The following is a 21,304-nucleotide window of genomic DNA, read 5'->3' as shown; positions in this document are numbered from 1 at the left end:
CTGCGAACGTACGGGGATTGTCCTCGGGGAGGGGACACCATGGGCAACACCGCCACCGCCATCCAGGCACCGGAGCAGGCATCCCCGCCGCAGGGCCCGTCCCGGAGCCGCGCCGGCATCCTGCTGGCCGTCTGCATTGTGCTCATCGGCCTGAACCTGCGCACCGTCTTCTCCAGCTTCTCCGCCATCCTTCCGGAAATCACCGCGGCCTCCGGCATGCCCGCGCCCCTGGTCAGTGTCCTCACCACCGGACCCGTGCTGCTGCTCGGCCTCGTGGCGCCCGCTGCCCCGGCCCTGGCCCGGAAACTGGGAATCGAACGCACCATCCTCGCCGCCATGGTGGTCCTGACCGCCGGGCTGGCCGTCCGCGGCACGGGCGACTTCACCGCCATGGCCGCCGGGACCATTGCCGCCGGTGCGGGCATCGGCGTCGTCAACGTCCTGCTGCCAACCCTGGTCAAGCGGGACTTCCAGCACCGGCTGGGACTGATGAGCGGCCTGTACACCGGCTCGATCTGCGCGGCTGCCGCGCTGGGTGCCGGCTTCACCCAGCCGCTGCTGCAGGCCACCGGCTCCTGGCAGGACGCACTCGCGTTCTGGACCCTCCCCGCCGCCCTGGTGGTGCTGTTCTTCGCGCCGCTGGCACTGCTCCGCGGGCGCACTCCGGCGGACAGGACCAACGACGCCGGCCCCTCGGTCTGGCGCTCAGCCCTGGCCTGGCAGATCACCGGTTTCATGGCCCTGCAGGCCATGATGTCCTTCAGCGTTTTTGCATGGCTGGCCCCGATCCTGCGCGAACGCGGCATCGACGGCGCAACAGCAGGCTACGTGGTGGCCGGCTCGATCGTGGTGCAGGTCCTCGGCTCCTTCCTCGCACCTCCGCTGGCCGCCCGCCTGCGCAGCCAGGGCTGGCTGAACGCCTTCATCGCGCTCCTTACGGGTGCCGGCTTCGCACTCACCATCCTGGGCCCGCTGGAGCTTGTGTGGCTTTGGTCCGTGATGCTCGGCGTGGGACAGGGCAGCCTCACGGCGCTGGCACTGACCATGATCGTGCTGCGTACCCGGAACGCCGCCACCGCGGGCCGGGTGTCCGGCATGATGCAGTGCCTCGGGTACGGTGTGGGCTCCTCCGGAACCCTGCTCGTGGGCATACTGCACACCGCGTCCGGGTCGTTTACGCCGGCAGCGGTGATGTTCCTGCTGGTCGGTTCCGCTGCGGCGGGCATGGGCTTCCTGGCCGGCCGCGCCCGGTTCGTCGGCGGTTCCCGCCGGGATTATTAGGGCAGCAGCCCGGAGAGGGGAGCCGTGAGGGTGCAGCCGTCCAGCGGGCCCGGGTCGGAGAGGCCCGCGGCAGCGCTGGCCACCAGCACCTGATCGTCCAGGACCAGCACGCTGGTGGGCTGCCGGACCGGCACCGGCACGGCGGCCAGGCGTTCGCCGGTTTCTGAGTACACGTCCAGCCGCGAAGCGCCCCACACCGCACTCCAGATCCGGCCGGAAGGGTCCACATGCATGCCGTCCGGGTTCTCCTCGGGCACCCGGGCGAAAACCTCGGCGGCACCGGGATCCGCCGTCGTCGTCCGCAGGATTCTGCCGCGGTCGGTGTCCGAAATCAGCACACTGTGTCCGTCCGGCAGGAACACCGGCCCGTTGGGAATCGGGATGCCGCTGCGCAGCTGCACGACGCCGCCGCCCCCCTCCGGGTCCCAGCGCCAGAGGGCGCCGTCGGGCTCTGACCCGTCGTGGACCATGGTGCCGAACCAGAGGGACCCGTCCGGCGCAAAAGCGCCGTCGTTGACGCGGTAGCGAGCCGGGTCCAGCCCGGTGCCTGCCAGCGGAACAGCCGTTCCGTCCGGAAGCAGCTCGACAACGCCGGTGCCGGCGGCACCGATCAGCCGCCCGGCGGAATCCTCCTCGGCGAAGCCCAGGGGGTCAGCGAGGCGGTGGGTGAGCACCGGGGTGCCGCTCCCCGGTTCCCAGGCATAGAGTTCCCCGTTCACCAGGTCAACCCACCGGGCACCGCCGGGCGTGCGCCGCAGCCCTTCGCCGAGCTCCAGTGCGTGCGTGCTGACGGGTGTCCACATCGTCTGGTCCATGCCTGCCTTTCCGGGAGTTGCACGTGTTGAAGTAATCTACCGGACGCGCCTGCGCCGGCCGGCAGACGTGGTGCTAACCTCAGTTCTGCGAAGGCGGGCACCGGCCGGTGCTAACTACCTGGCATTTCCCGGCCGGAGAGACCGCCGGGGCCTTGATCGCAGGGGGCAGTTCCCATGAATTCAGACGCCGCATACCTTTCCCGGGCCATCGAGCTGGCCACAGCCAACGTCGCAGACAGCGGCGGACCGTTCGGCGCCGTCATCGTTACGGCGGACGGACAGGCGTTCGACGGCGTCAACCGGGTTACCGCCAACAACGATCCGACAGCGCACGCTGAAGTCACCGCCATCCGCAATGCGTGCGCTGCGCTGGAAACCTTCGACCTCAGCGGTGCGGTGCTCTACACGAGCTGCGAGCCGTGCCCCATGTGCCTGGCCTCGGCGCTGTGGGCGCGCATCGACCGGGTGGTCTACGCCGCGGACCGGCACGACGCCGCCGCAGCGGGTTTCGACGACGCCGTCTTCTACGAATACTTCGAAACCCCCGTCGAAAAGCGGTCCATGCCCGTGAGCCAGCTGCCCGGGGACACCCGCAACGCCCCGTTCGACGCCTGGACCGCAGCGGCGTCGCGCATCGACTACTAGTCCGCGAAGCCCGGGTCCGGGCAGTTGGCGGCCCTCAGGCCGGCCGGGGGTCCCGCCCGGGCGGCGGGAGCCGTATCCTCCAAGCATGGACCCGGTTCGTGTGTGTCTGTGGATCTTCATGGCGGTCACCGCCGCAACATGGATCCTGTCTCTTCTCACGCGGGAATACTCGTGGACGGACCGAATCTGGTCGATCGTCCCGGTGGCCTACGTCTGGGTGTTCGCAGCGGCGTCGGACATGGCACCGCGGCTGGTGCTCATGGCAGTGCTGGTGACCCTCTGGGGCGCGAGGCTGACCTTCAATTTCGCCCGCAAAGGAGGCTACGCGCCCGGCGGGGAAGACTACCGCTGGGGGGTCCTGCGCGGACGGCTGCGGCCGTGGCAGTTCCAGGTGTTCAACCTGGGGTTCATCAGCATCTACCAGAACGGAATCATCTGGTTGATCACGCTTCCGGCGCTGACGGTGTTCCAGAACCCGGGACCGCTGGAAGCCTGGGACTGGGCGCTCGCTGTGCTGTTCGTGGCCGCCCTGGCGGGGGAGATTACCGCTGACCAGCAGCAGTGGAACTACCAGCAGCGAAAAAAGGCTGAGCGTGCTGCCGGGAGGGAAGCCGGGCAGGGCTTCGTCCAGAGCGGGCTGTTCCGGTTTTCACGCCACCCGAACTTCTTCTTTGAACAGGCCCAGTGGTGGCTGTTCTACGGATTCACCGTCACTGCCTCCGGTTCCTGGCTGCACTGGACACTGGCCGGACCCGTGCTGCTGACCCTGCTTTTCGCCGGGTCCACGGTGTTCACGGAAAGCATCTCGGCCAGCCGTTACCCTGCCTACGCCGAGTACCAGCGGCGGACCTCACCGATCATTCCCCTGCCGCAGCGCGGTTCCTCCCGTCCCCTCGAAGCCGGCTAGGAGAATCTGAAAGATGCGCTCAGCTGCGTGGACCGCACCCCGGGTTCGATCACCTTGGCAAAGCAGGTTGAATGCGGCAGGTCCTTGTACGGGCCAAAGTTCGGCACCTCGGCGTAGCCGGCCTGCGCATAAAACCGTTTCCCGTCGGACTGGGCTGACCCCGCTTCCGCGGTGACCGCTCCGAATCCGGCGGCACGGGCACGGAACTCGAGCGAAGACAGGATGGCGGTGGCCACCCCGGACCCGCGGGCGTAGGGCAGGACATAGATTCGCTTCACCTCGGCCGTGGAACAGTCCAGCCGCCGGAGCCCCCCACACCCCAGCGGCTGTCCCGAACTCCGCTCGTAGGCGATCACGAACACTGCGGTGTCCACATCGGAAGGCGGAGACGGGTCGTGGTCCGGGCTTCCGTAGCGGGAATCCAGCTCGGCCTGCTGCGCCCTCCGCAGGTCGGCGCCCACCGGGTTGGACCAGGGCACCTCGCGGATGTAGAGGTTCGGGGGAAGCGGGAACACATGAACCTCCTGGGCCTGCGGAACTGGTTCACCTCAATCTACGAAGCCGTGATTTCGCCCGTGTTTCCGCTGTGTGAGAACTGGGCTAAGCCAAAAACACGATTTTTCATTACATGTCAAAATGGAAGGGATGACTTCCCCCAAAACTTCCCCAGCTGCCCCGAGCGCATCCGGCGACAAGCCGCAGGTGCGTCCCGCAACCGAAGGGTGGGAGCAGGCCAAAGAGCCAGACGGCCGCCCCCTGCTGCAGTTCAAGTCCCCGCGGGTTTCCCAGCCGCCGGAACACCTGGCAGACCTGACGCTTGCCGAGCGCCAGGAGAAGCTCAAGGCCCTGGGGCTGCCCGCATTCCGCGCCAAGCAGCTCTCGGTGCATTACTTCCAGCACTACACCACCGATCCCGAGAAGATGAGCGACCTCCCCAAGGAGCGCCGCGACGAGCTGGTTCAGGAGATGTTCCCGACCCTGCTCACCGAGGTGAAGCGCCTGACGACGGACAACGGGGACACCATCAAGTTCCTCTGGCGGCTGTTCGACGGCTCACTCGTTGAGTCAGTGCTGATGCGTTACCCGGGCCGGATCACGCTCTGCGTCTCCAGCCAGTGCGGCTGCGGCATGAACTGCCCGTTCTGTGCCACCGGCCAGGCAGGACTGACCCGCAACATGTCCGCCGCGGAAATCCTGGACCAGATTGTCCAGGCGAACCGCGTCATTGCCGAAGGCGGGCTGGGCGGCAAGCGCCGGGACGGCGGGCACGACGCCGAGCGGGTCACCAACATCGTCTTCATGGGCATGGGCGAACCGCTGGCCAACTACAAGCGCGTGATGAACGCCGTGCACCGCATGGCAGCCGAAGCTCCCGAAGGCCTGGGCATGAGCGCCCGCAACATCACGGTCTCCACCGTGGGCCTGGTGCCGGCGATCAAGAAGCTGGCCGAGGAGAACATCCCGGTCACGTTCGCGCTGAGCCTGCACGCACCGGACGACGAACTGCGTGATGACCTGATTCCGGTCAACAGCCGCTGGAAGGTGGACGAGGCGCTGGACGCCGCGTACCACTACTACCGCACCACCGGCCGCCGGGTCTCCATCGAGTACGCGCTGATCAAGGACATGAACGACCACCCGTGGCGTGCGGCCCTGCTGGCCAAGAAGCTGAACTCACGCGGCCGCGGGTGGGTCCATGTGAACCCGATTCCGCTGAACCCGACCCCGGGCTCCATCTGGACATCCCCGGAACCCGAGGTGATCCAGGAGTTCATCGACACCCTGATCGACGCCGGTGTTCCCACCACGGTCCGCGATACCCGCGGCAAGGAAATCGACGGCGCCTGCGGCCAGCTGGCTGCGGCGGACTAGCAGCCCGGCCGTTCCGGCATCAACGGATTTCGCTCCAGTGTGTGCCGGACGCTCCGCTTCGCCGGGCCCGGAATCGCCCAAACCGGAGCAAAAACAGATAACGAAGGCGGGAGGCCGGGTTTGCGAACCCGGCCTCCCGCCGTCGTTATTCTGTGGGGTCCTACTTCTGCAGGTGGTCCACCAGGTCCTCGGCGATGCCGATGTACCTCGCCGGGGTCAGCGCGAGCAGGCGCGCTTCGGCCTCGGCGGGCAGTCCCAGCCCGGAGACGAACTCCTTCATGCGCTCGGCATCCACGTGGTGTCCGCGGGTGAGTTCCTTGAGCCGTTCGTACGGGTTTTCCATGCCCGGAGCACCGGCGATGGCCTCGGCGCGCATCACCATCTGGATGGCTTCGCCCAGGACTTCCCAGTTGGTGTCCAGGTCCGCGGCCAGCACATCTTCGGCGACGTTCAGGCGTTCCAGGCCCTTGGCCACGTTGGAGATCGCCAGCAGGGAGTGGCCGAAGGCGACGCCGATGTTCCGCTGCGAGGAGGAGTCCGTGAGGTCGCGCTGCCAGCGGGAGGTGACCAGCGTGGACGCCAGGGTGTCCAGCAGGCCGTTGGAGATTTCCAGGTTCGCTTCGGCGTTCTCGAACCGGATCGGGTTGACCTTGTGCGGCATGGTGGAGGATCCGGTGGCGCCGGCTACCGGGACCTGAGCGAAGTAACCGATGGAGATGTAGCTCCAGACGTCCGTGCAGAAGTTGTGCAGGATCCGGTTGAAGCGTGCCATGTCCGCGTACAGCTCGGCCTGCCAGTCATGTGACTCGATCTGGGTGGTGAGCGGGTTCCAGGTCAGGCCAAGACCTTCAACGAAGGACTTGGCCACCTGCTGCCAGTCGGCACCCGGAACGGAGGCGTAGTGCGCGGCGTAGGTGCCGGTGGCGCCGTTGATCTTGCCCAGGAACTCGGTGCCGGCCACGCGGTCCAGCTGGCGGGTCAGCCGGTGCACCGTGACGGCCAGTTCCTTGCCAAGGGTGGTGGGGGTGGCGGGCTGGCCGTGGGTGCGGGAGAGCATCGGAACGGCGCGGGTTTCCTCTGCCATGGCGGCGATCTGGGCCACCATCTTCCGGGCTGCGGGCAGCCAGACGTTCTCCACCGCACCCTTGACGCCCAGGGCGTAGGAGAGGTTGTTGATGTCCTCCGAGGTGCAGCCAAAGTGCACCAGCGCGGTGAGGTTCTCAATGCCGATCGCCGCCAGCCGGCGGCCAATGTAGTACTCAACGGCCTTCACATCGTGGACGGTGACCTGCTCGATTTCCCCCAGCTCGTTGACGGAGTTTCCGTCAAAGCCGGACACGATTTCGCGCAGCTGCGCCTGCTGTTCAGCGCTCAGCGGTGAGGTTCCCGGCAGTACGGAGTTGGAGGTGAGGTGGATCAGCCACTCGACTTCAACATGGGTCCGGTCACGGTTCAGGGCAGCTTCGGAGAGGTAGTCGACCAGCGGTGCGGTCGCGGAGCGGTACCTGCCGTCCAGGGGACCCAGCGCGATCGCGGGGGTCACGGCGGCAAGGGACACGCGGGGTGCGGAAGATGAATCGGCCATGAGCCCAATTCTTCCACGGTCCCGCCCCGGGGCCGATTCCGTGACAGGACGCTCCACCTGCCCTCCACAGTGCTCCGGAAAAACGCCGGTTTCCCCGGCAGGGGAGCGGGCGACGGCGGCGGGCCTGCGGCTGCCTAGAGTTGCTTTCCCGGCGAAAGGGAGGGCGGTCCTCGCCGGTGCCTTTGCGGCGGCGGCACGAAGGATTGGGATGACAGGCGGGAAAGCACGTGACAGGCGGGGAAGCAGCGGCCCAGGCGCTGAGGGCAGGAGAAACTGCGGGGATGCTCGAGCAGTATGCCGCGGAGCTGCGCGGCCTGCAGCGTGAACTGGCGCATGGGGATGAAGAGCAGTGGCGTTCCCCGGCCGGAACGGCATTCCGCCGGCAGGTGGACGGGCTGGCCCTGGAACTGGGGGCGTGCCTGGAGGCCCTGGAACGGGCAGCATCTGCCCGCCGCACGGTTTCCTCGGCTGAGCAGTTCGGGGAACAGTGGCTGGAATGAGCGGTACCTGTCCACTGCCGCCGCCGGCATATCAGGTCCGCGGCGGACAGAACAGCATCCTGGTGGAGTTCGAGGCACTGGAGAACCGCGCCGGGCGCCTTGAATCCGTCGCCGGAGCACTCCGGGAGATCGGCGCTGACCTGCAGCGGATCAGCGGGGAGGAGGTCGCCTGGACCCGGATGCAGCCAGCCTCCGCGGCAGAAACAGCAAGGGTGGAACTTGACCGAGCTGTCTTCCTGCTGCGAGCCTGCACCCAGGCAGCCGAGGAAGCAGCATCCGGCCTGCGGACTGCGGCAGCCAGCTACCGGGATGCGGAAGGGCGCGCCGAACGCCTTGGCGGGCTGCCCGGGGTGCTGCCCGTGGGACTCGCGCTCCTGGATGCCGGCCCCGGCGGATTTCCGAAGCGGCGCTGGGTCGAGTCCCTGCCGCTGAGGCGAGTGGACACTCCCGCGCTGTTGGCGCTGGCAGGGATTCTGGGCGGACGCAGTGCCCTGCGGGACATAGAGGTGGAGCGGGTCGGGCCGGCGGGCGCCAGGGACGAAACCGTCCAGGTCTCCGGATCTGCAGCCGGGCTGCTGGAGCGGAGCGCCGTGCTGCTGCGGGAGGATGACCCCGGTGTGGTGGAAGTGCTGCGCCTGGAAGCAGCGGACGGAAGCGCCGGTGAGGGGAAGGTCTTTGTGGTGACAATCCCGGGAACGCAGCCGGGTTCAGGGGCCGCGGGGGACAACCCGTTCGACAACTACGGCAACGCCGAGGGCCGGGCAGCAGACAGCCGGTTTGTTGCTGCGGCCGTGGCAGAGGCACTGCGGCAGGCCAAAGCGGAAGCGGGAGACTCCGTGATCCTGGTCGGCTACAGCCAGGGCGGCATTCATGCTGCCCACGCGGCCGGCTACCTGCGGGAAACGGAGGGGCTGGACGTCCGTTATGTCCTGACTGCAGGCACCCCGGCCGGTGACGCCGCGATCCCGCCCGAGGTCCAGGCCCTGCACCTTGAACATGCACAGGACTGGGTGCCGGGAGCGGACGGCACGTCCAACCCCGACTCACTCAACCGCGTGACCATGACCCTCACCGGCGACGTCCCGGTGCCGGCCGGAGAAAGCGGGCTGGGCCCGGCCCACAAACTGCCCGTCTATCTGGAGGGAGCAGCGGCTGCGGACAGGAGCACGGACCCGTCGCTCCGGGCGTCACTGGCGGGGGCGGGCACAGTGGTGGGTACAGGAAGCGTTGCGGCCCGCGAGCTCTACCGGTTCCGGCGCCGGGACCGCCGGCCGGCAATGCAGGTAGTGCCCAAGAGCCTGACGGGTCCGGAGTCCGGGCCGGCAGTACCCGGCAATGTGCCTCGCGGCAGGGACTAGCGGCGGGTTCCGGCCAGTGAACCGGCGACCAGCGAGACCAGGGAGATGATGATCGAGGCGAAGATTGCCGTCCAGAAGAAGGAATCGATCTCGAAATGCACCGGGGTGAAGCTGGTGAGCCAGGCCGTGAGCATCAGCATGGCGGCGTTGATGATTACGGTGAACAGGCCGAGGGTCAGGATGGTCAGCGGAAGGGCCAGCAGCCGGACTATGGGACGAACCAGCGCGTTCACTACTCCGAAGACCAGGCCGATGAAGAGGTAGGCCAGGGCCACGTCCAGGGTGGAGTTGCCGGTGGCCGGCGTACCGGCTTCACCCACCACGATTCCGGGCAGTGCCCACGCGGCAACCCACAGGGCGAGGGCATTAATAAGGACTCTCAGCACTAGGCGCATGCCCTAATGCTGGCACAGCGGCTGCGCCCTCCAAAGCCCCAAAGTCATTTGACCCGAATCAGGCCTGTGCGTCACGTCACATGGGCGCCGGTGAATCCGGACTAGTCTTAAGCCATGACCACTACCGAGAATGACACCAGTGCTGTGGCAGGCCAGGCGCCCGAAATCCGCCCGCGCCCGGTCGTTGACCGGCTGCCGCGCTACGCTGCCGGAAAGCCGCCCGTGACGATTGAAGGGCTGCAGAGCTACAAGCTCTCCTCGAATGAGAACCCCTTTCCGCCGCTGCCTTCAGTCCTGGAAGCTATCGCTGCCCACCCGAACGTAAACCGCTACCCCGATCCGCTGGCAACGGCGCTGCGGACGGAACTGGCCTCGTTCCTTGACGTTCCCGCAGAGGACATCGTGACCGGCGGCGGAAGCCTCGGCGCGCTGAACCAGCTTCTGGCCACCTTCGCCGGACAGGGAGAAAACGGCACGCAGGACGAGGTGATTTACCCGTGGCGCTCCTTCGAGGCCTACCCCATTTCGGTAGGACTGTCCGGTGCCCGCAGCGTGCAGGTTCCGCTGCTCGCTGACGGGCGCCATGACCTGGACGCCATGGCCGCGGCAGTCACGGACCGGACCAGGATGGTCCTGCTGTGCACGCCGAACAACCCCACCGGTCCGGTGCTGAGCACTGAGGAAGTAGAGGGATTCCTGGCCAAGGTCCCCTCGGACGTAATCGTCGTGATTGACGAAGCGTATGAGGACTTCGTGCGTGACCCGGACGCCGTCAACGGTGTGGAGGTCTACCGCCGGCACCAGAACGCCGTAGTGCTGCGGACCTTCTCCAAGGGCGCGGGACTGGCAGGGCTGCGGGTGGGTTATTCGATATCCCATCCGCACCTGACGCAGTACCTCCGTGTCACCGCCGTGCCGTTTGCCGTCTCCCAAATCGCCGAGCAGGCGGCAATTGCTTCCCTGAAGCACCACGATGAAGTTGTGGAAAGAATACAAGCGCTGGTAGCCGAGAGGACCCGCGTAGTCGATGGCCTGAAGGCGCTGGGGTGGGCCATTCCGCAGGCTGAGGGTAACTTCGTCTGGCTGGATCTGGGGGAGAATACCCCCGAGTTTGCAGTGCTGGCGGAGCAGCAGGCGCTGGCAGTACGTGCCTTCGGAACCGAAGGGATGCGGGTGACCATCGGCGAGGAGGAAGCCAACAGCCGATTCCTCGCTTTATGTGCAACCTATACAAAAGGCCCCCGGGTTTCCTAGCGTGTCCTGAGTGCTTTTGGGGCCCCGGCCCTCGCTAGGCTGTGGGAAGTAACTTCCACATATATGCCACAACGGGTACATATTCCCTGCGCGGCATATTTCTAGCGGGGGCCGGATCCGTAGGTCCGCCCCGGCGAGGAGAGGTATGGCCCTGGAGCACTTGCCCGCCACCGAATTCGATTCGACGGCACTGAATGAGACGTTGGTGCCTGCCCCCGGCAGCTCACCGGACGGCATGGTCCAGCTGCTGACCCCCGAAGGGGAGCGGGTCGGTCACGAGCTGTACGGCTGGTACGCGGACGACGTCGACGCCGAGGCACTGCGCTCCTTCTACCGGGACATGTTCCTCATCCGCCGGTTCGACACCGAGGCCACCGCCCTGCAGCGCCAGGGTGAACTGGTGATGTGGGTTCCCCTCACCGGGCAGGAAGGTGCGCAGATCGGCTCGGGCCGGGCTCTGGCTGCCCAGGACTACGTCTTCCCAACCTACCGGGAGCACGGCGTTGCGCTCACCCGGGGCCTGAAGCTCTCCCATCTGCTGCGGCGCTTCCGTGGAATCTCCCACGGCGGCTGGGATCCGCGGGAAGCGAACTTCCACCTCTATACCCTGGTCCTGGCGGCCCAGGTCCCCCATGCAGTTGGGTATGCCATGGGCATGGCCCGGGATAATGCCTCCGACGCGTCCTCGCCTGCCGGCGCCACCGTTGCCTTCTTTGGCGACGGCGCCAGCTCCGAAGGAGATGTCCACGAATCCATGGTCTTCGCGGCCTCCTACGACGCCCCCGTGGTCTTCTTCTGCCAGAACAACCACTGGGCGATCTCCGTTCCCACCGAAGTGCAGTCCCGTATTCCGCTGGCCAACCGTGCCCAGGGCTACGGATTCCCGGGCATCCGGGTAGACGGCAACGACGTCCTGGCGGTCCACGCCGTGACCCGGTGGGCACTCGAACATGCCCGCAGCGGCAACGGCCCGGTGCTCATCGAAGCCTTCACCTACCGGATGAGCGCGCACACCACCGCAGATGACCCCACCAAGTACCGCCTCTCGGCCGACGAAGAGGCCTGGATTGGCCGGGATCCGCTCACCCGCCTGGAAAAGCACCTGCGGGCCACCGGTGCCGGCGATGAAACCTTCTTCGCGTCCCTCACCGCCGAAGCGGACGACCTGGCAGTGCGGCTGCGCTCGGAGGTGCAGGCGATGGAACCGCCGTCGTTCGCTGACTCCTTCGCGGACGTTTACGCCGAACCGCACCCGCTGATCGCCGAGGAGCTGGCGTTCCACCAGGCGTACGAGGACGGCTTCACGGACACCGGGTCCAGCAACGACACCGAGGAAGAGGTCGGCGCATGAGCACCATGACCATGGCCAAAGCCATCAATGCCGGCCTGCGCGCCGGCCTGGCCGCTGACCCCAAGACCCTGCTGATGGGCGAGGACATCGGCGCGCTTGGCGGCGTCTACCGCATAACCGAGGGCCTGCAGGCCGAATTCGGAACCGACCGGGTCATGGACACCCCGCTGGCCGAATCAGGCATCATCGGCACCGCAATCGGCCTGGCGCTGCGCGGCTACCGGCCGGTCTGCGAAATCCAGTTCGACGGCTTTGTCTTCCCCGGGTTCAACCAGATCACCACGCAGCTGGCCAAGATGCACTCCCGCAGCGAGGGCGCCCTGAGCGCCCCGGTAGTCATCCGGATTCCCTACGGCGGCGGCATCGGCTCGATCGAGCACCACTCGGAGTCTCCGGAGGCGCTCTTCGCCCATACCGCGGGGCTGCGCATCCTCGCCCCCTCCAACCCGCAGGACGGCTACTGGATGATCCAGCAGGCCATGCAGGGCAAGGACCCGGTGATCGTCTTTGAACCCAAGCGCCGCTACTGGCTGAAGGGGGAAGTGGACACCACTGCGCCCTCCGGCGATCCGTACGCGGCCCAGGTGCTGCGGGCCGGAACCGACGCCACGATCGTCGCCTACGGACCGCTGGTTCCGGTGGCGCTGGCAGCGGCTGAAGCTGCGGCGGAGGACGGACGCAGCATCGAAGTCATCGACCTGCGCTCCATCTCCCCGATCGACTTCGACACCGTTACCGAATCGGTTCGCCGTACGGGACGCCTGGTTGTCACGCACGAAGCCCCAACCTTTGGCGGCATCGGCGGGGAAATCGCGTCCCGGGTCGCAGAGCGCGCGTTCCTGCACCTGGAAGCGCCCGTCCTGCGGGTGGGCGGATTCCACATGCCCTACCCCGTTGCCGCGGTCGAGGAGCACTACCTGCCGGACATCGACCGGCTGCTTGATGCCCTCGACACCGTCTTCTCCTACTGAGAGACCCTGACAGCCGCTTCCGCCGCCGGTCCGCCGGCCCACGCCAGATCGAGATGCCATGACTGAAAAAACATTCAAACTGCCCGACGTCGGCGAAGGCCTCACCGAGGCAGAGATCGTCCAGTGGCGGGTCAAGGAAGGCGACACGGTTGCCGTCAATGACGTGATCGTTGAGATCGAGACCGCGAAGTCGCTGGTGGAACTGCCCTCGCCGTTCGCCGGGACGGTCAGCGGGATCCTTGTCGAAGAAGGCACCACGGTGGAAGTGGGCACGCCCATCTTCCAGGTCTCACCGGCCGGGGGAAGCGGGAAGTCCCCGGCCAAGACGGCCGGCCGAGCGGAGAAAACCACACCGGAGGAACCGGCAGCCGCCGACGGCCCGCCGGCGTCGTCACTGACCGGAACCGGCCCCAAGGCCGACGCCGTCCGCCGGCGTCCACGGCGCAGCCGGGCCACCGCCACGCCACAGGCACCGGCTGCCCCGGCAGCGGTGTCCCCGCAGGCCGATGCACCCCGGGCTGATGCACCCCGGGCCGCCGCCCGGCCGGACCCCCGAGGAGCCGCGGTAGCGGCTGCGGGCGCGGCCGGTGCAGCGGTGCAGGACCGCTTCAACCAGCTCATCCAGCGCGTGCTGGCCAAGCCGCCGGTCCGCAAGGCCGCCAAGGACCTGGGCATCAACCTTGCAGATGTCCCCGCCACCGGCGCGGGAGGCGAGGTGACCAAGCAGGACCTGATCAGCTACCAGGCCCAGCGCGAGTCGGAAGTCGACTCGGCAGACACCTTCTGGTCCTCCTCCAGCAAGCCGCAGGACAGCCGCATTGAGCGGGTCCCGGTCAAGGGAGTCCGCAGGGCCACGGCGAAGGCCATGGTGGACAGCGCCTTCAGTGCCCCGCACGTCAGCATCTTCGTGGACGTTGATGCCTCGCGCACCATGGAATTCGTCAAGCGGCTGAAGGCGTCCCGGGACTTCGAGGGCATCAAGGTCTCGCCCCTGCTGATCCTGGCGAAAGCTGTCATCTGGGCGGCCGCGCGGAACCCCTCCGTCAACGCAACCTGGGCCGGCGACGAAATCCACGTCAAGCACTTCATGAACCTCGGCATCGCCGCCGCCACGCCGCGCGGCCTGATGGTGCCCAATATCAAGGACGCGCAGGATCTTTCGCTTAAGGAACTTGCCGTAGCGCTGAACCAGCTGGCCACTACGGCCCGGGCCGGCAAGACGCCGCCGGCGGACATGCGCGGCGGCACGCTCACCGTTACCAACATCGGCGCCCTCGGCATTGACACGGGTACCCCGATCATCAACCCGGGCGAGGTGGCCATTGTCGCTTTCGGCACCATCAAGCAGAAGCCGTGGGTACTGGACGGCGAAGTCATCCCGCGCTGGATCACCACCCTGGGTGGTTCCTTTGACCACCGGGTGGTGGACGGCGACCTTTCAGCGCGGTTCATGGCCGACGTAGCGGCCATCCTGGAGGAACCGGCCCTGCTTCTGGACTAGGCTCGATGGGGGAACCAACGATCGGAGCAGCATGGCAATGAATCCCGGACCCGGAAACCGCGGGGGCGGACCCCAGATCGACTGGAAGCGGACCGCCTGGATCCTGGCGGGCGCCTTCATCGTGTCCAGCCTGCTGATCATCCTCTTCCCGAACCTGGGCATGCTCTGGCGGCTGGCCATCATGGCACTGCTGTTCGTGATTGTGGTGCCCTTCTTCGACCGCAGGCGCCGCAAGTAACAGCCCGTGCGCGGCACCCGCCGGCCGGCGTCCGGGCTAGGACGCTCCGGCTGGGGCCAGGGCCCGCCGAATGACCGGAGCCAGGCGCCGCACGCCTTCTGCGATGTCCTCCTCGGAAACGGCGCTGAACGCAAGCCGCAGCTTGGAGCTGGGCTCGTCGCCGGGGGTAAAGGCCGTACCCGGAATGAACACGGTTCCTGCGTCGATGGCCTCTGCCAGCAGTGGATAGGTGTCGATTCCTTCAGGCAGCGTCACCCAGACGAAGAACCCGCCGTCCGGCACCGTCCAGCTCACGCCGTCGGGCATTTCCTCCGCCAGTGCCGCCAGCATGGCGGCACAGCGGCCGGCGTACAGCCGGCGCGAACCGCTGATGCGGCTCATCCAGTCGAAGTCCCGGAGGTACGCCGCGGTGATCATCTGGGTCAGGGGCGACGGGCAGAGCACCACGGATTCGCAGGCCAGGTAGAAGCGGCGGAACAGGTGCCGCGGAACCAGCGCCCAGCCCAGGCGCATGCCGGGAGCGAAGATTTTGGAGAAGGATCCCAGATAGAGCACGTCCTCCGGATGCGATGCCCGCAGCGGTGCCAGCGGCTCGCCGTCGAACCGGAGGAGACCGTAGGGGTTGTCCTCGAGCACCAGGATGTTGTTCTCGCGGCAGATCTGCACTATTTCGTCCCGGCGGGCGGCGGAGAGCGTGATGCCGCTGGGATTGTTGAAGCTGGGAATCGTGTAGAGCATCTTGATGGTCTTGCCCGCGGCGCGCAGTGAGGCAATCCGCTCCCGAAGGGCCTCGGGAATCAGTCCTTCCGAGTCCATGGTGACCGGCTGGATGTCCACCTCGTATGACTCGAAGGTATTCAGCGCGCCCACATAGGTGGGGTCTTCGCACAGCACCACGTCACCGGGGTTGCAGAAGACCTTGGCGGCAACGTCCTGACCTGACTGTGAACCCGTGGTGATGACGACGTCGGCGGGGTCAGCATCCAGGATGCCCTCGGCGGCCATCACCTCGCAGGCCAGTTCGCGGAGTTCGGCGATTCCCTGCCCGGGACCGTACTGCAGGGCAGCCAGGCCCTGGCTGCGGATGATCGATGCCGTGGCGTCGGCCAGCTCATCCAGCGGCAGCTCCTGGAGGTACGGACTGCCTCCGGCGAGCGAGATCAGGCCGGGCTGGATCGAGATATCGAAGACATCCCGGACAGCGGACTGCTTGATGTGGAAGGCGCGGTGGGACAGGAGATCGTGGTGGCGGTGCGCCGAGCCCGTCGCCCGGTCCAGGGCCACCTGTGCTTCCGGGGTCAGCACCGACCCCGTGGTTTCCTCAAACGTCATGCCACATCATGGCACTGGGGTTGACCGGGAAGCAACACAAGTTTTCTAAATCCACCCCGCCTTGTGCGCCTTGATTCCCGCCTGGAAACGGCTCTCTGCCTTGAGTTCTTCCAGCATCCAGGCGATGTGCCGCCTGCACGTCCGCACGCTGATGCCCACACGGCGGGCGATAACCTCATCCGAGTGCCCCGCAGCCAGTCCGGCCAGCACGGACCGCTGGGTGCTGGTCAGCCCCGCCTTGCCGGGTTCATCCGCGAGAAAGGGCTCGGCCAGGCTCCAGGCGAACTCGAAGAGTTTGCTGAAGAGGCCAATGAGGTTTGCATCCCGGATCACCAGGCCCGCCCTGTCATAGGTGTGCAGCTGGCGTGCCACCACGGCCACCTTGTCATCGAAGATAAGGGTGCGCATGGGCACGTAAGGCAATGTGCGGAATTCTCCGCCGGCCTCGCTGATCCGCTCGACCGCCTTGCAGGTTGGTACGTGGTCCCGGGTGCTCGAGTGGTAGAGGGTCTGCCGCTTCACCCCTGCCCGGAGCAGGTCCAGGTCCTTCTGCACGCTCTCTTCCTGGAAGTCGGCGTTGGAACCATGGCCGGGCCGGGCGATCAGCACGCTTTCCGAGGCGGAGCGTCCGTACTCAATGAGCACCCGCTGGACCTGCTCGGGGTCCTCAAGCACTTCGACCGAGGCATCTGCGGCAACCTGCCTGCGCGCTTCGGCGAAGGTTGGCACCAGGGCTGCCAGCTCGCGCCGCTTGGCTCCAATGCGGGCCCTCAGTTCCAGCATCTCGCGTTCATCCGGATCCACCAGCTCGGCCAGTGCCACATCGGGGGACACCGCGGTGTAAACAGTGCTGTCCGGGCTCTCGGAGAAGAGCAGGCAGCGGGACCGCAGTTCATCCACTGCCCGGTCGATGGCACGCGTTGTGTAGCCCAGTGCATCCGACGCTTCTCCAGGGGTCCACCCCGGATGGGAGACCGCGTAGCGGTAGACCTCAACCGATACCTGATCCAGCAAATCTCCTCCTACAACCGCGGTGCTGGGGGCAGCCGGAACGGGTCCGGCGTGCACCTGATGCCCCATGAACTGCCGGCCTCCGGATAAAGCGCTGCGCCCGAAAATTGGAACCCGGAGAGAGTGACATGACAGCTTAATGCCATTGTCCACTCTAGCCCGGTAGTTCGGTACCCAAAGCGCCGATTTCCGCATGTCTGCGGGCTTTCGACGGGGCTGCCCGGAACCCGTAAACGGCCCTCGGGGCACCAACCGGACATGACAGGAAGCTGAAATTGGTAACGGTGGACACACCCTTCCGGCCCGGGGGAAGCTTTCGGAGTCAAACAGGACCGGCTGTGCAACCAGCCGAACTAAAAAAGGGGATACGACCATGAAGAAGGCAACTGCACCGGTTTCCATCAAAAGCTGGGAATGGTTCTAATCTAAGCCCCTCAGTTGGGGGATGAACCATCCAGCAACACCTCTAGACCCGCCCCAGCGGCGGTAACCAGACTAGGACCCGGAGGAAGAACCCCATGAGCCAGCTAACAGCAGTTCGAAACGCCTCGCGAACTAATGCAAGCACTCACTGGTGGACACTATCCATCTATACCGGCGGCTTCGATGTAGCGGACGGCATCATTGGAGAACTGGTTACCCCGCTGGCGGCGCAGGCCCAGCTATGGGGGGCGCAGCGGTGGTTCTACACCCGCTGTTCTGAGCCTGCGAACGCCCATGTACGCATGAAGGTCCTGGCGCCCCAGGAAACCCTGGACCGGCTGAAGTCCCTCCTGGGAGCACTCCAGGAGCAGGCAAGCGGTGTCATAGGCCATCTGACCGTGACGCACGCCTTCGGAGATCCGGCCTGCGACCGGCTGAGTCCCGGTGGCTCAGACCCTCAGGATCCGCGCATCGAAGCCGATCTTGCGAAGTACGGCGGCGTGGAAGGGCTGGCGCTTGCTGAGGAAGTCTTTGAGCTGTCCTCGGACCTCGGCACGTGGGCAACGGCCCGCTTCCCGAAGGTCCAGAACAGATGGGCGCTCGGTTCGCTGCTGCTCTTCGATTCGGCACGCAGCATGATGAAGGGCCCCGGGCGTCCAGCTGGCCGGACCGCCGCAGGCTTTCCTGGGACTATTACTGGGACAGCCACCTGCGCAGCTGCACTGCCGGCTTTGGTCCGCGGGCGGCAAGCGTGCGGCAGGCCATGACGGTGCAGGTCGGGGCGAAAGTCATGCCGACCCACCGGCTGATGGCCGCCACGGCTGCCGAATCCGCCGTCGAAAACTGGCGGCGCCGCTGGTTCCGGACCATGGACACCTACCTTTACCGGGCGGACAAGGCGCGCGTCAGCCGAAGCGCACAGCATCTTACGGTTTACCAAGCCCACATGCTCCTCAACCGCCTGGGACTGTCCCTGCGGGAGGAAGCCGCCATGGGACTGTATGCCCGGACCTGGAGCACAGAGCGCGAAGCCATGCTCCTGGACAAGCACTAGTTTCCCCGGATGGACCGGTGGAGGGCGCCGAGGAGAAGGAGGCGGTCACTATGTCGCAACGGAATGAGGTAGTTCTGGCTGCTGACGACAAAGACCTGGGAACGGTCTTGGGCTGCAACGAAGAGACAGTCGCTGATATGCGCGGCATGGGATACGTCGAGTCCCGGGGTGAACTTTTCAACGTGGGGCCGGCACGGGATTACCTGCGGGACGCCGCCTGGGCAGACTGTCTCTGGGAGTAGCGCAACCGCAGCATACCGACGCCCGCGCCGCCTGCCGGGCCCATTGAAGTCCGCTCCAGTTCGCCGGCCCACTGCGGGTCTGCTGCCGGAGCGGTAGGGGATGCATCCCCACGGAGACGGATCTGCCTGTATCCCCCTACTGGCGGATCCGTTTCTTCGTGTGTACCGGCCCAACCCACCCGCTTGTTAAGCATCCTTACTATTTTTCGATAGGCTGATTCCGGAGCCGCGCTCCAGGCGCGGCGATCAGTTCCACTAGATGGAGGCCACATGCCAGATCAGAGCACATCCGCCAACGGACTTCCGATTCCCGGAGCACCTGCGCCGCAGCAGCCCTCACTTGCCGAACCAACCGAACCGCACGACCCGCTTCCGCCCAAGCCGGACCAGGACGGCCCCGAGACAGTTTCGCCAACCGGTGTGCCCACCGGAGCGCCCAAAACGTCCAACGCCCAGTCCGGCCGCTACCTGACCACGGCGCAGGGCGCCCGGCTGCGGGACACGGACCACTCCCTCAAGGCGGGACCACGCGGTCCGGTCCTCCTCCAGGACCACCACCTGCGGGAAAAGATCACCCACTTCGACCACGAGCGCATCCCCGAGCGCGTCGTCCACGCACGCGGTGCGGCAGCCCACGGCGTCTTCGTTGCCAACGGAGCAGCGGAAGGCATCACCCGGGCAGGCTTCCTGGCGCGTGATGCGCAGACACCGGTCTTTGTGCGCTTCTCCACCGTCCTCGGCTCCCGGGGTTCTGCTGACACCGTTCGCGACACGCGCGGGTTTGCCACCAAGTTCTATACGGACGAGGGAACCTTCGACCTGGTGGGGAACAACATTCCGGTCTTCTTCATCCAGGACGCCATTAAGTTCCCGGATGTCATTCACGCCGGCAAGCCCCATCCGGACCGTGAAATCCCGCAGGCCCAGAGTGCCCACGACACGTTCTGGGACTTCGTCTCGCTGCACACCGAGGCACAGCACCACACCATCTGGAACATGTCCGACCGCGGCATCCCGCGTTCATACCGAACCATGGAAGGTTTCGGCGTCCACACCTTCCGGGTAGTCAATGCCAAGGGGGAGACCTCCCTGGTGAAGTTCCACTGGAAGCCCCGCCTTGGCGTGCACTCCCTGGTGTGGGAGGAAGCGCAGATCATCAACGGTATGGACCCGGACTTCCATCGCCGGGACCTCGCAGATGCGATCGAAGCCGGCGCGTATCCGGAATGGGACCTGGGCGTCCAGGTCTTCCCGGACACCGAGGACGAGATGTTCGAGGGCATCGACCTGCTGGACCCCACCAAGATCGTCCCCGAGGAACTGGCACCGGTTCAGGTCATCGGAACCATGACGCTGAACAGGAATGTCACCAACTTCTTCGCTGAAACAGAGCAGGTGGCCTTCCACCCCGGTCATCTGGTCCCGGGCATCGACGTCACGAACGACCCGCTGCTCCAGGGCCGCCTGTTCTCCTACATCGACACCCAGCTGACCAGACTGGGCGGACCGAATTTCGCCCAGATTCCGATCAACCGCCCGCATGCCCCGGTGAATGACATGCTGCGGGACGGCTTCCACCAGGACGCAGTGCACAGCGGTACGGCACCCTACCAGCCCAATTCGCTGGACGGCGGCTGCCCGTTCCTGGCCGGCGCGGACATGGGAGCGTTCATCGACGTGCCCGCACCGGTGGCGAAGTCTCGCAAGGTCCGGGAGAATCCGGCCACTTTCGATGACCACTACAGCCAGCCGCGGCAGTTCTTCCGCTCGCTCACTGCGGTGGAACAGGACCACGTCATCCAGGCGTACACCTTCGAACTGGGCAAGTGCTACGAAGAGAACATCAAGGTCCGCCAGCTCCAGGCTCTCGCCAACATCGACGAGCGCCTGTGTGCCGAAGTGGCAGCAGGCCTGGGACTTCCGGCGCCGGCACCCACGCTGAAGGTCGAGGATACCGACCCGAGCCCCGCCCTCCAGCAGGTTGGCGGTACCTGGCCGGTTGACGGCCGGATCATCGGGATCCTCGCCGACGGAAGCTCGGACCTGGCCGCCCTCGCCCGGATCCGCGCAGCCATTGACGCGGCGGACATGGTGCCGCTGGTCATCGCGCCGCAGGGCGGCATGCTCGGCGGGCAGGTTCCTGTCCAGCGCACCTACCTGACGGCGCGCTCCACGGAGTTCGACGCCGTCATCGTGGCAGGTTCGGGTGAGTACGGCACGGACGCGGTGGACAGCCTGGATGCCAAGGCCGGCAACCCTGCCGGCCATCCGGCTATCGACCCCCGCGTGGCGATCCTGCTGACTGAGGCCTACCGCCACTCCAAGGCGCTGGGTGCCTGGGGCAGTGGAGCGGGCGTGCTCGGGGCGTCCGGCATTCCGGAGGACGCCCCCGGCATCCTGGTCGAGTCCCCGGAGGAAATTGTTCCCGGCCTGGTAACGCTGCTGAGCAAGCACCGGGTGTGGGAGCGCTTCCCGGTGACCGCCGACTCGTAGCGGCAGGGTACCAACCGCCAGAGACCGGCGGCGGGTCCGGGGCATCAGTGCTGCTCCGGGCCCGCCGCCGTCTTAG

General features: G+C 66.5%; 21 protein-coding genes. 15 read left to right on the top strand and 6 right to left on the bottom strand.

Annotated features, from left to right (window positions below; translation table 11 throughout):
* Positions 1-39 precede the first annotated feature (39 nt).
* Positions 40-1,281: an MFS transporter gene (locus tag ITX31_RS10215; protein ID WP_194783263.1), complete on the top strand. Its 1,242-nt coding sequence runs from the start codon at positions 40-42 to the stop codon at positions 1,279-1,281.
* Here ITX31_RS10215 and ITX31_RS10210 read toward each other — a convergent pair.
* On the bottom strand, positions 1,278-2,096 hold the full coding sequence (locus tag ITX31_RS10210; protein WP_194783262.1) for an SMP-30/gluconolactonase/LRE family protein: 819 nt from the start codon (positions 2,094-2,096) through the stop codon (positions 1,278-1,280). The genes ITX31_RS10215 and ITX31_RS10210 overlap by 4 nt on opposite strands.
* Before the next feature lie 174 nt (positions 2,097-2,270).
* Here ITX31_RS10210 and ITX31_RS10205 point away from each other — a divergent pair, with 174 nt between their 5' ends.
* The gene (locus ITX31_RS10205) at positions 2,271-2,741 is read left to right on the top strand and encodes a nucleoside deaminase (RefSeq protein WP_194783261.1); all 471 of its coding nucleotides are present in this window, start codon (positions 2,271-2,273) and stop codon (positions 2,739-2,741) included.
* Positions 2,742-2,826: 85 nt separating this feature from the next.
* Complete coding sequence (locus ITX31_RS10200) at positions 2,827-3,648, top strand: DUF1295 domain-containing protein (protein ID WP_194783260.1); 822 nt, start codon at positions 2,827-2,829, stop codon at positions 3,646-3,648.
* Here the strand turns inward: ITX31_RS10200 and ITX31_RS10195 are convergent.
* Complete coding sequence (locus ITX31_RS10195) at positions 3,645-4,163, bottom strand: GNAT family N-acetyltransferase (RefSeq protein WP_194783259.1); 519 nt, start codon at positions 4,161-4,163, stop codon at positions 3,645-3,647. The two genes, ITX31_RS10200 and ITX31_RS10195, sit on opposite strands and share 4 nt — an antisense overlap.
* Before the next feature lie 130 nt (positions 4,164-4,293).
* Between ITX31_RS10195 and rlmN the strand changes: the two genes are divergently transcribed.
* Positions 4,294-5,520 carry a 23S rRNA (adenine(2503)-C(2))-methyltransferase RlmN gene (rlmN, locus tag ITX31_RS10190; RefSeq protein ID WP_194783258.1) on the top strand — a complete coding sequence of 409 codons (1,227 nt, stop codon included), beginning with the start codon at positions 4,294-4,296 and terminating at the stop codon, positions 5,518-5,520.
* A 160-nt stretch (positions 5,521-5,680) separates the two neighbouring features.
* Here rlmN and purB read toward each other — a convergent pair whose 3' ends face one another.
* Positions 5,681-7,105 (bottom strand): adenylosuccinate lyase, encoded by a 1,425-nt coding sequence (purB, locus tag ITX31_RS10185; RefSeq protein ID WP_194783257.1) that lies wholly within the window; start codon positions 7,103-7,105, stop codon positions 5,681-5,683.
* A gap of 281 nt (positions 7,106-7,386) precedes the next feature.
* Between purB and ITX31_RS10180 the strand changes: the two genes are divergently transcribed.
* Together ITX31_RS10180 and ITX31_RS10175 are read left to right on the top strand one after the other, a co-directional pair.
* Positions 7,387-7,605 (top strand): hypothetical protein, encoded by a 219-nt coding sequence (locus ITX31_RS10180; protein ID WP_194783256.1) that lies wholly within the window; start codon positions 7,387-7,389, stop codon positions 7,603-7,605.
* Positions 7,602-8,963 carry a hypothetical protein gene (locus ITX31_RS10175; RefSeq protein WP_194783255.1) on the top strand — a complete coding sequence of 454 codons (1,362 nt, stop codon included), beginning with the start codon at positions 7,602-7,604 and terminating at the stop codon, positions 8,961-8,963. Before ITX31_RS10180 ends, ITX31_RS10175 begins: the two co-directional genes overlap by 4 nt.
* Here ITX31_RS10175 and ITX31_RS10170 read toward each other — a convergent pair.
* The gene (locus ITX31_RS10170; RefSeq protein ID WP_194783254.1) at positions 8,960-9,358 is read right to left on the bottom strand and encodes a phage holin family protein; all 399 of its coding nucleotides are present in this window, start codon (positions 9,356-9,358) and stop codon (positions 8,960-8,962) included. The genes ITX31_RS10175 and ITX31_RS10170 overlap by 4 nt on opposite strands.
* 114 nt (positions 9,359-9,472) lie before the next feature.
* Between ITX31_RS10170 and ITX31_RS10165 the strand changes: the two genes are divergently transcribed.
* The 5 genes from ITX31_RS10165 (at position 9,473) to ITX31_RS10145 (ending at position 14,673) form a co-directional block, all read left to right on the top strand.
* Complete coding sequence (locus tag ITX31_RS10165; RefSeq protein WP_194783253.1) at positions 9,473-10,612, top strand: histidinol-phosphate transaminase; 1,140 nt, start codon at positions 9,473-9,475, stop codon at positions 10,610-10,612.
* A 145-nt stretch (positions 10,613-10,757) separates the two neighbouring features.
* Positions 10,758-11,963, top strand: coding sequence for a pyruvate dehydrogenase (acetyl-transferring) E1 component subunit alpha (gene pdhA / locus ITX31_RS10160; protein WP_194783252.1), 1,206 nt, complete (start codon positions 10,758-10,760; stop codon positions 11,961-11,963).
* On the top strand, positions 11,960-12,934 hold the full coding sequence (locus tag ITX31_RS10155) for an alpha-ketoacid dehydrogenase subunit beta (protein ID WP_194783251.1): 975 nt from the start codon (positions 11,960-11,962) through the stop codon (positions 12,932-12,934). Before pdhA ends, ITX31_RS10155 begins: the two co-directional genes overlap by 4 nt.
* Before the next feature lie 58 nt (positions 12,935-12,992).
* Entirely contained in the window at positions 12,993-14,435 is a 1,443-nt protein-coding gene (locus ITX31_RS10150) for a dihydrolipoamide acetyltransferase family protein (protein WP_194783250.1), read from the top strand.
* 31 nt (positions 14,436-14,466) lie between these two features.
* Positions 14,467-14,673, top strand: coding sequence for a hypothetical protein (locus tag ITX31_RS10145; RefSeq protein ID WP_194783249.1), 207 nt, complete (start codon positions 14,467-14,469; stop codon positions 14,671-14,673).
* 36 nt (positions 14,674-14,709) lie between these two features.
* Here ITX31_RS10145 and ITX31_RS10140 read toward each other — a convergent pair whose 3' ends face one another.
* Together ITX31_RS10140 and ITX31_RS10135 are read right to left on the bottom strand one after the other, a co-directional pair.
* The gene (locus tag ITX31_RS10140; RefSeq protein ID WP_194783248.1) at positions 14,710-16,005 is read right to left on the bottom strand and encodes a PLP-dependent aminotransferase family protein; all 1,296 of its coding nucleotides are present in this window, start codon (positions 16,003-16,005) and stop codon (positions 14,710-14,712) included.
* Between the two features lie 45 nt (positions 16,006-16,050).
* Positions 16,051-17,019 (bottom strand): helix-turn-helix domain-containing protein, encoded by a 969-nt coding sequence (locus ITX31_RS10135; RefSeq protein WP_194783247.1) that lies wholly within the window; start codon positions 17,017-17,019, stop codon positions 16,051-16,053.
* A 515-nt stretch (positions 17,020-17,534) separates the two neighbouring features.
* Between ITX31_RS10135 and ITX31_RS10130 the strand changes: the two genes are divergently transcribed.
* The 4 genes from ITX31_RS10130 (at position 17,535) to ITX31_RS10115 (ending at position 21,228) form a co-directional block, all read left to right on the top strand.
* On the top strand, positions 17,535-18,206 hold the full coding sequence (locus ITX31_RS10130; RefSeq protein WP_194783246.1) for a lantibiotic dehydratase C-terminal domain-containing protein: 672 nt from the start codon (positions 17,535-17,537) through the stop codon (positions 18,204-18,206).
* Complete coding sequence (locus tag ITX31_RS10125; protein WP_194783245.1) at positions 18,203-18,493, top strand: hypothetical protein; 291 nt, start codon at positions 18,203-18,205, stop codon at positions 18,491-18,493. Before ITX31_RS10130 ends, ITX31_RS10125 begins: the two co-directional genes overlap by 4 nt.
* Positions 18,494-18,543: 50 nt before the next feature.
* Positions 18,544-18,735 carry a hypothetical protein gene (locus ITX31_RS10120; protein WP_194783244.1) on the top strand — a complete coding sequence of 64 codons (192 nt, stop codon included), beginning with the start codon at positions 18,544-18,546 and terminating at the stop codon, positions 18,733-18,735.
* 270 nt (positions 18,736-19,005) lie between these two features.
* Entirely contained in the window at positions 19,006-21,228 is a 2,223-nt protein-coding gene (locus ITX31_RS10115; RefSeq protein WP_194783243.1) for a catalase, read from the top strand.
* Positions 21,229-21,304 lie beyond the last annotated feature (76 nt).

This window comes from Arthrobacter gandavensis (genome assembly GCF_015355785.1).
GTDB classification, from domain to species: domain Bacteria; phylum Actinomycetota; class Actinomycetes; order Actinomycetales; family Micrococcaceae; genus Arthrobacter_B; species Arthrobacter_B gandavensis_A.
This window is presented reverse-complemented; position numbering and strand designations above follow the sequence as displayed.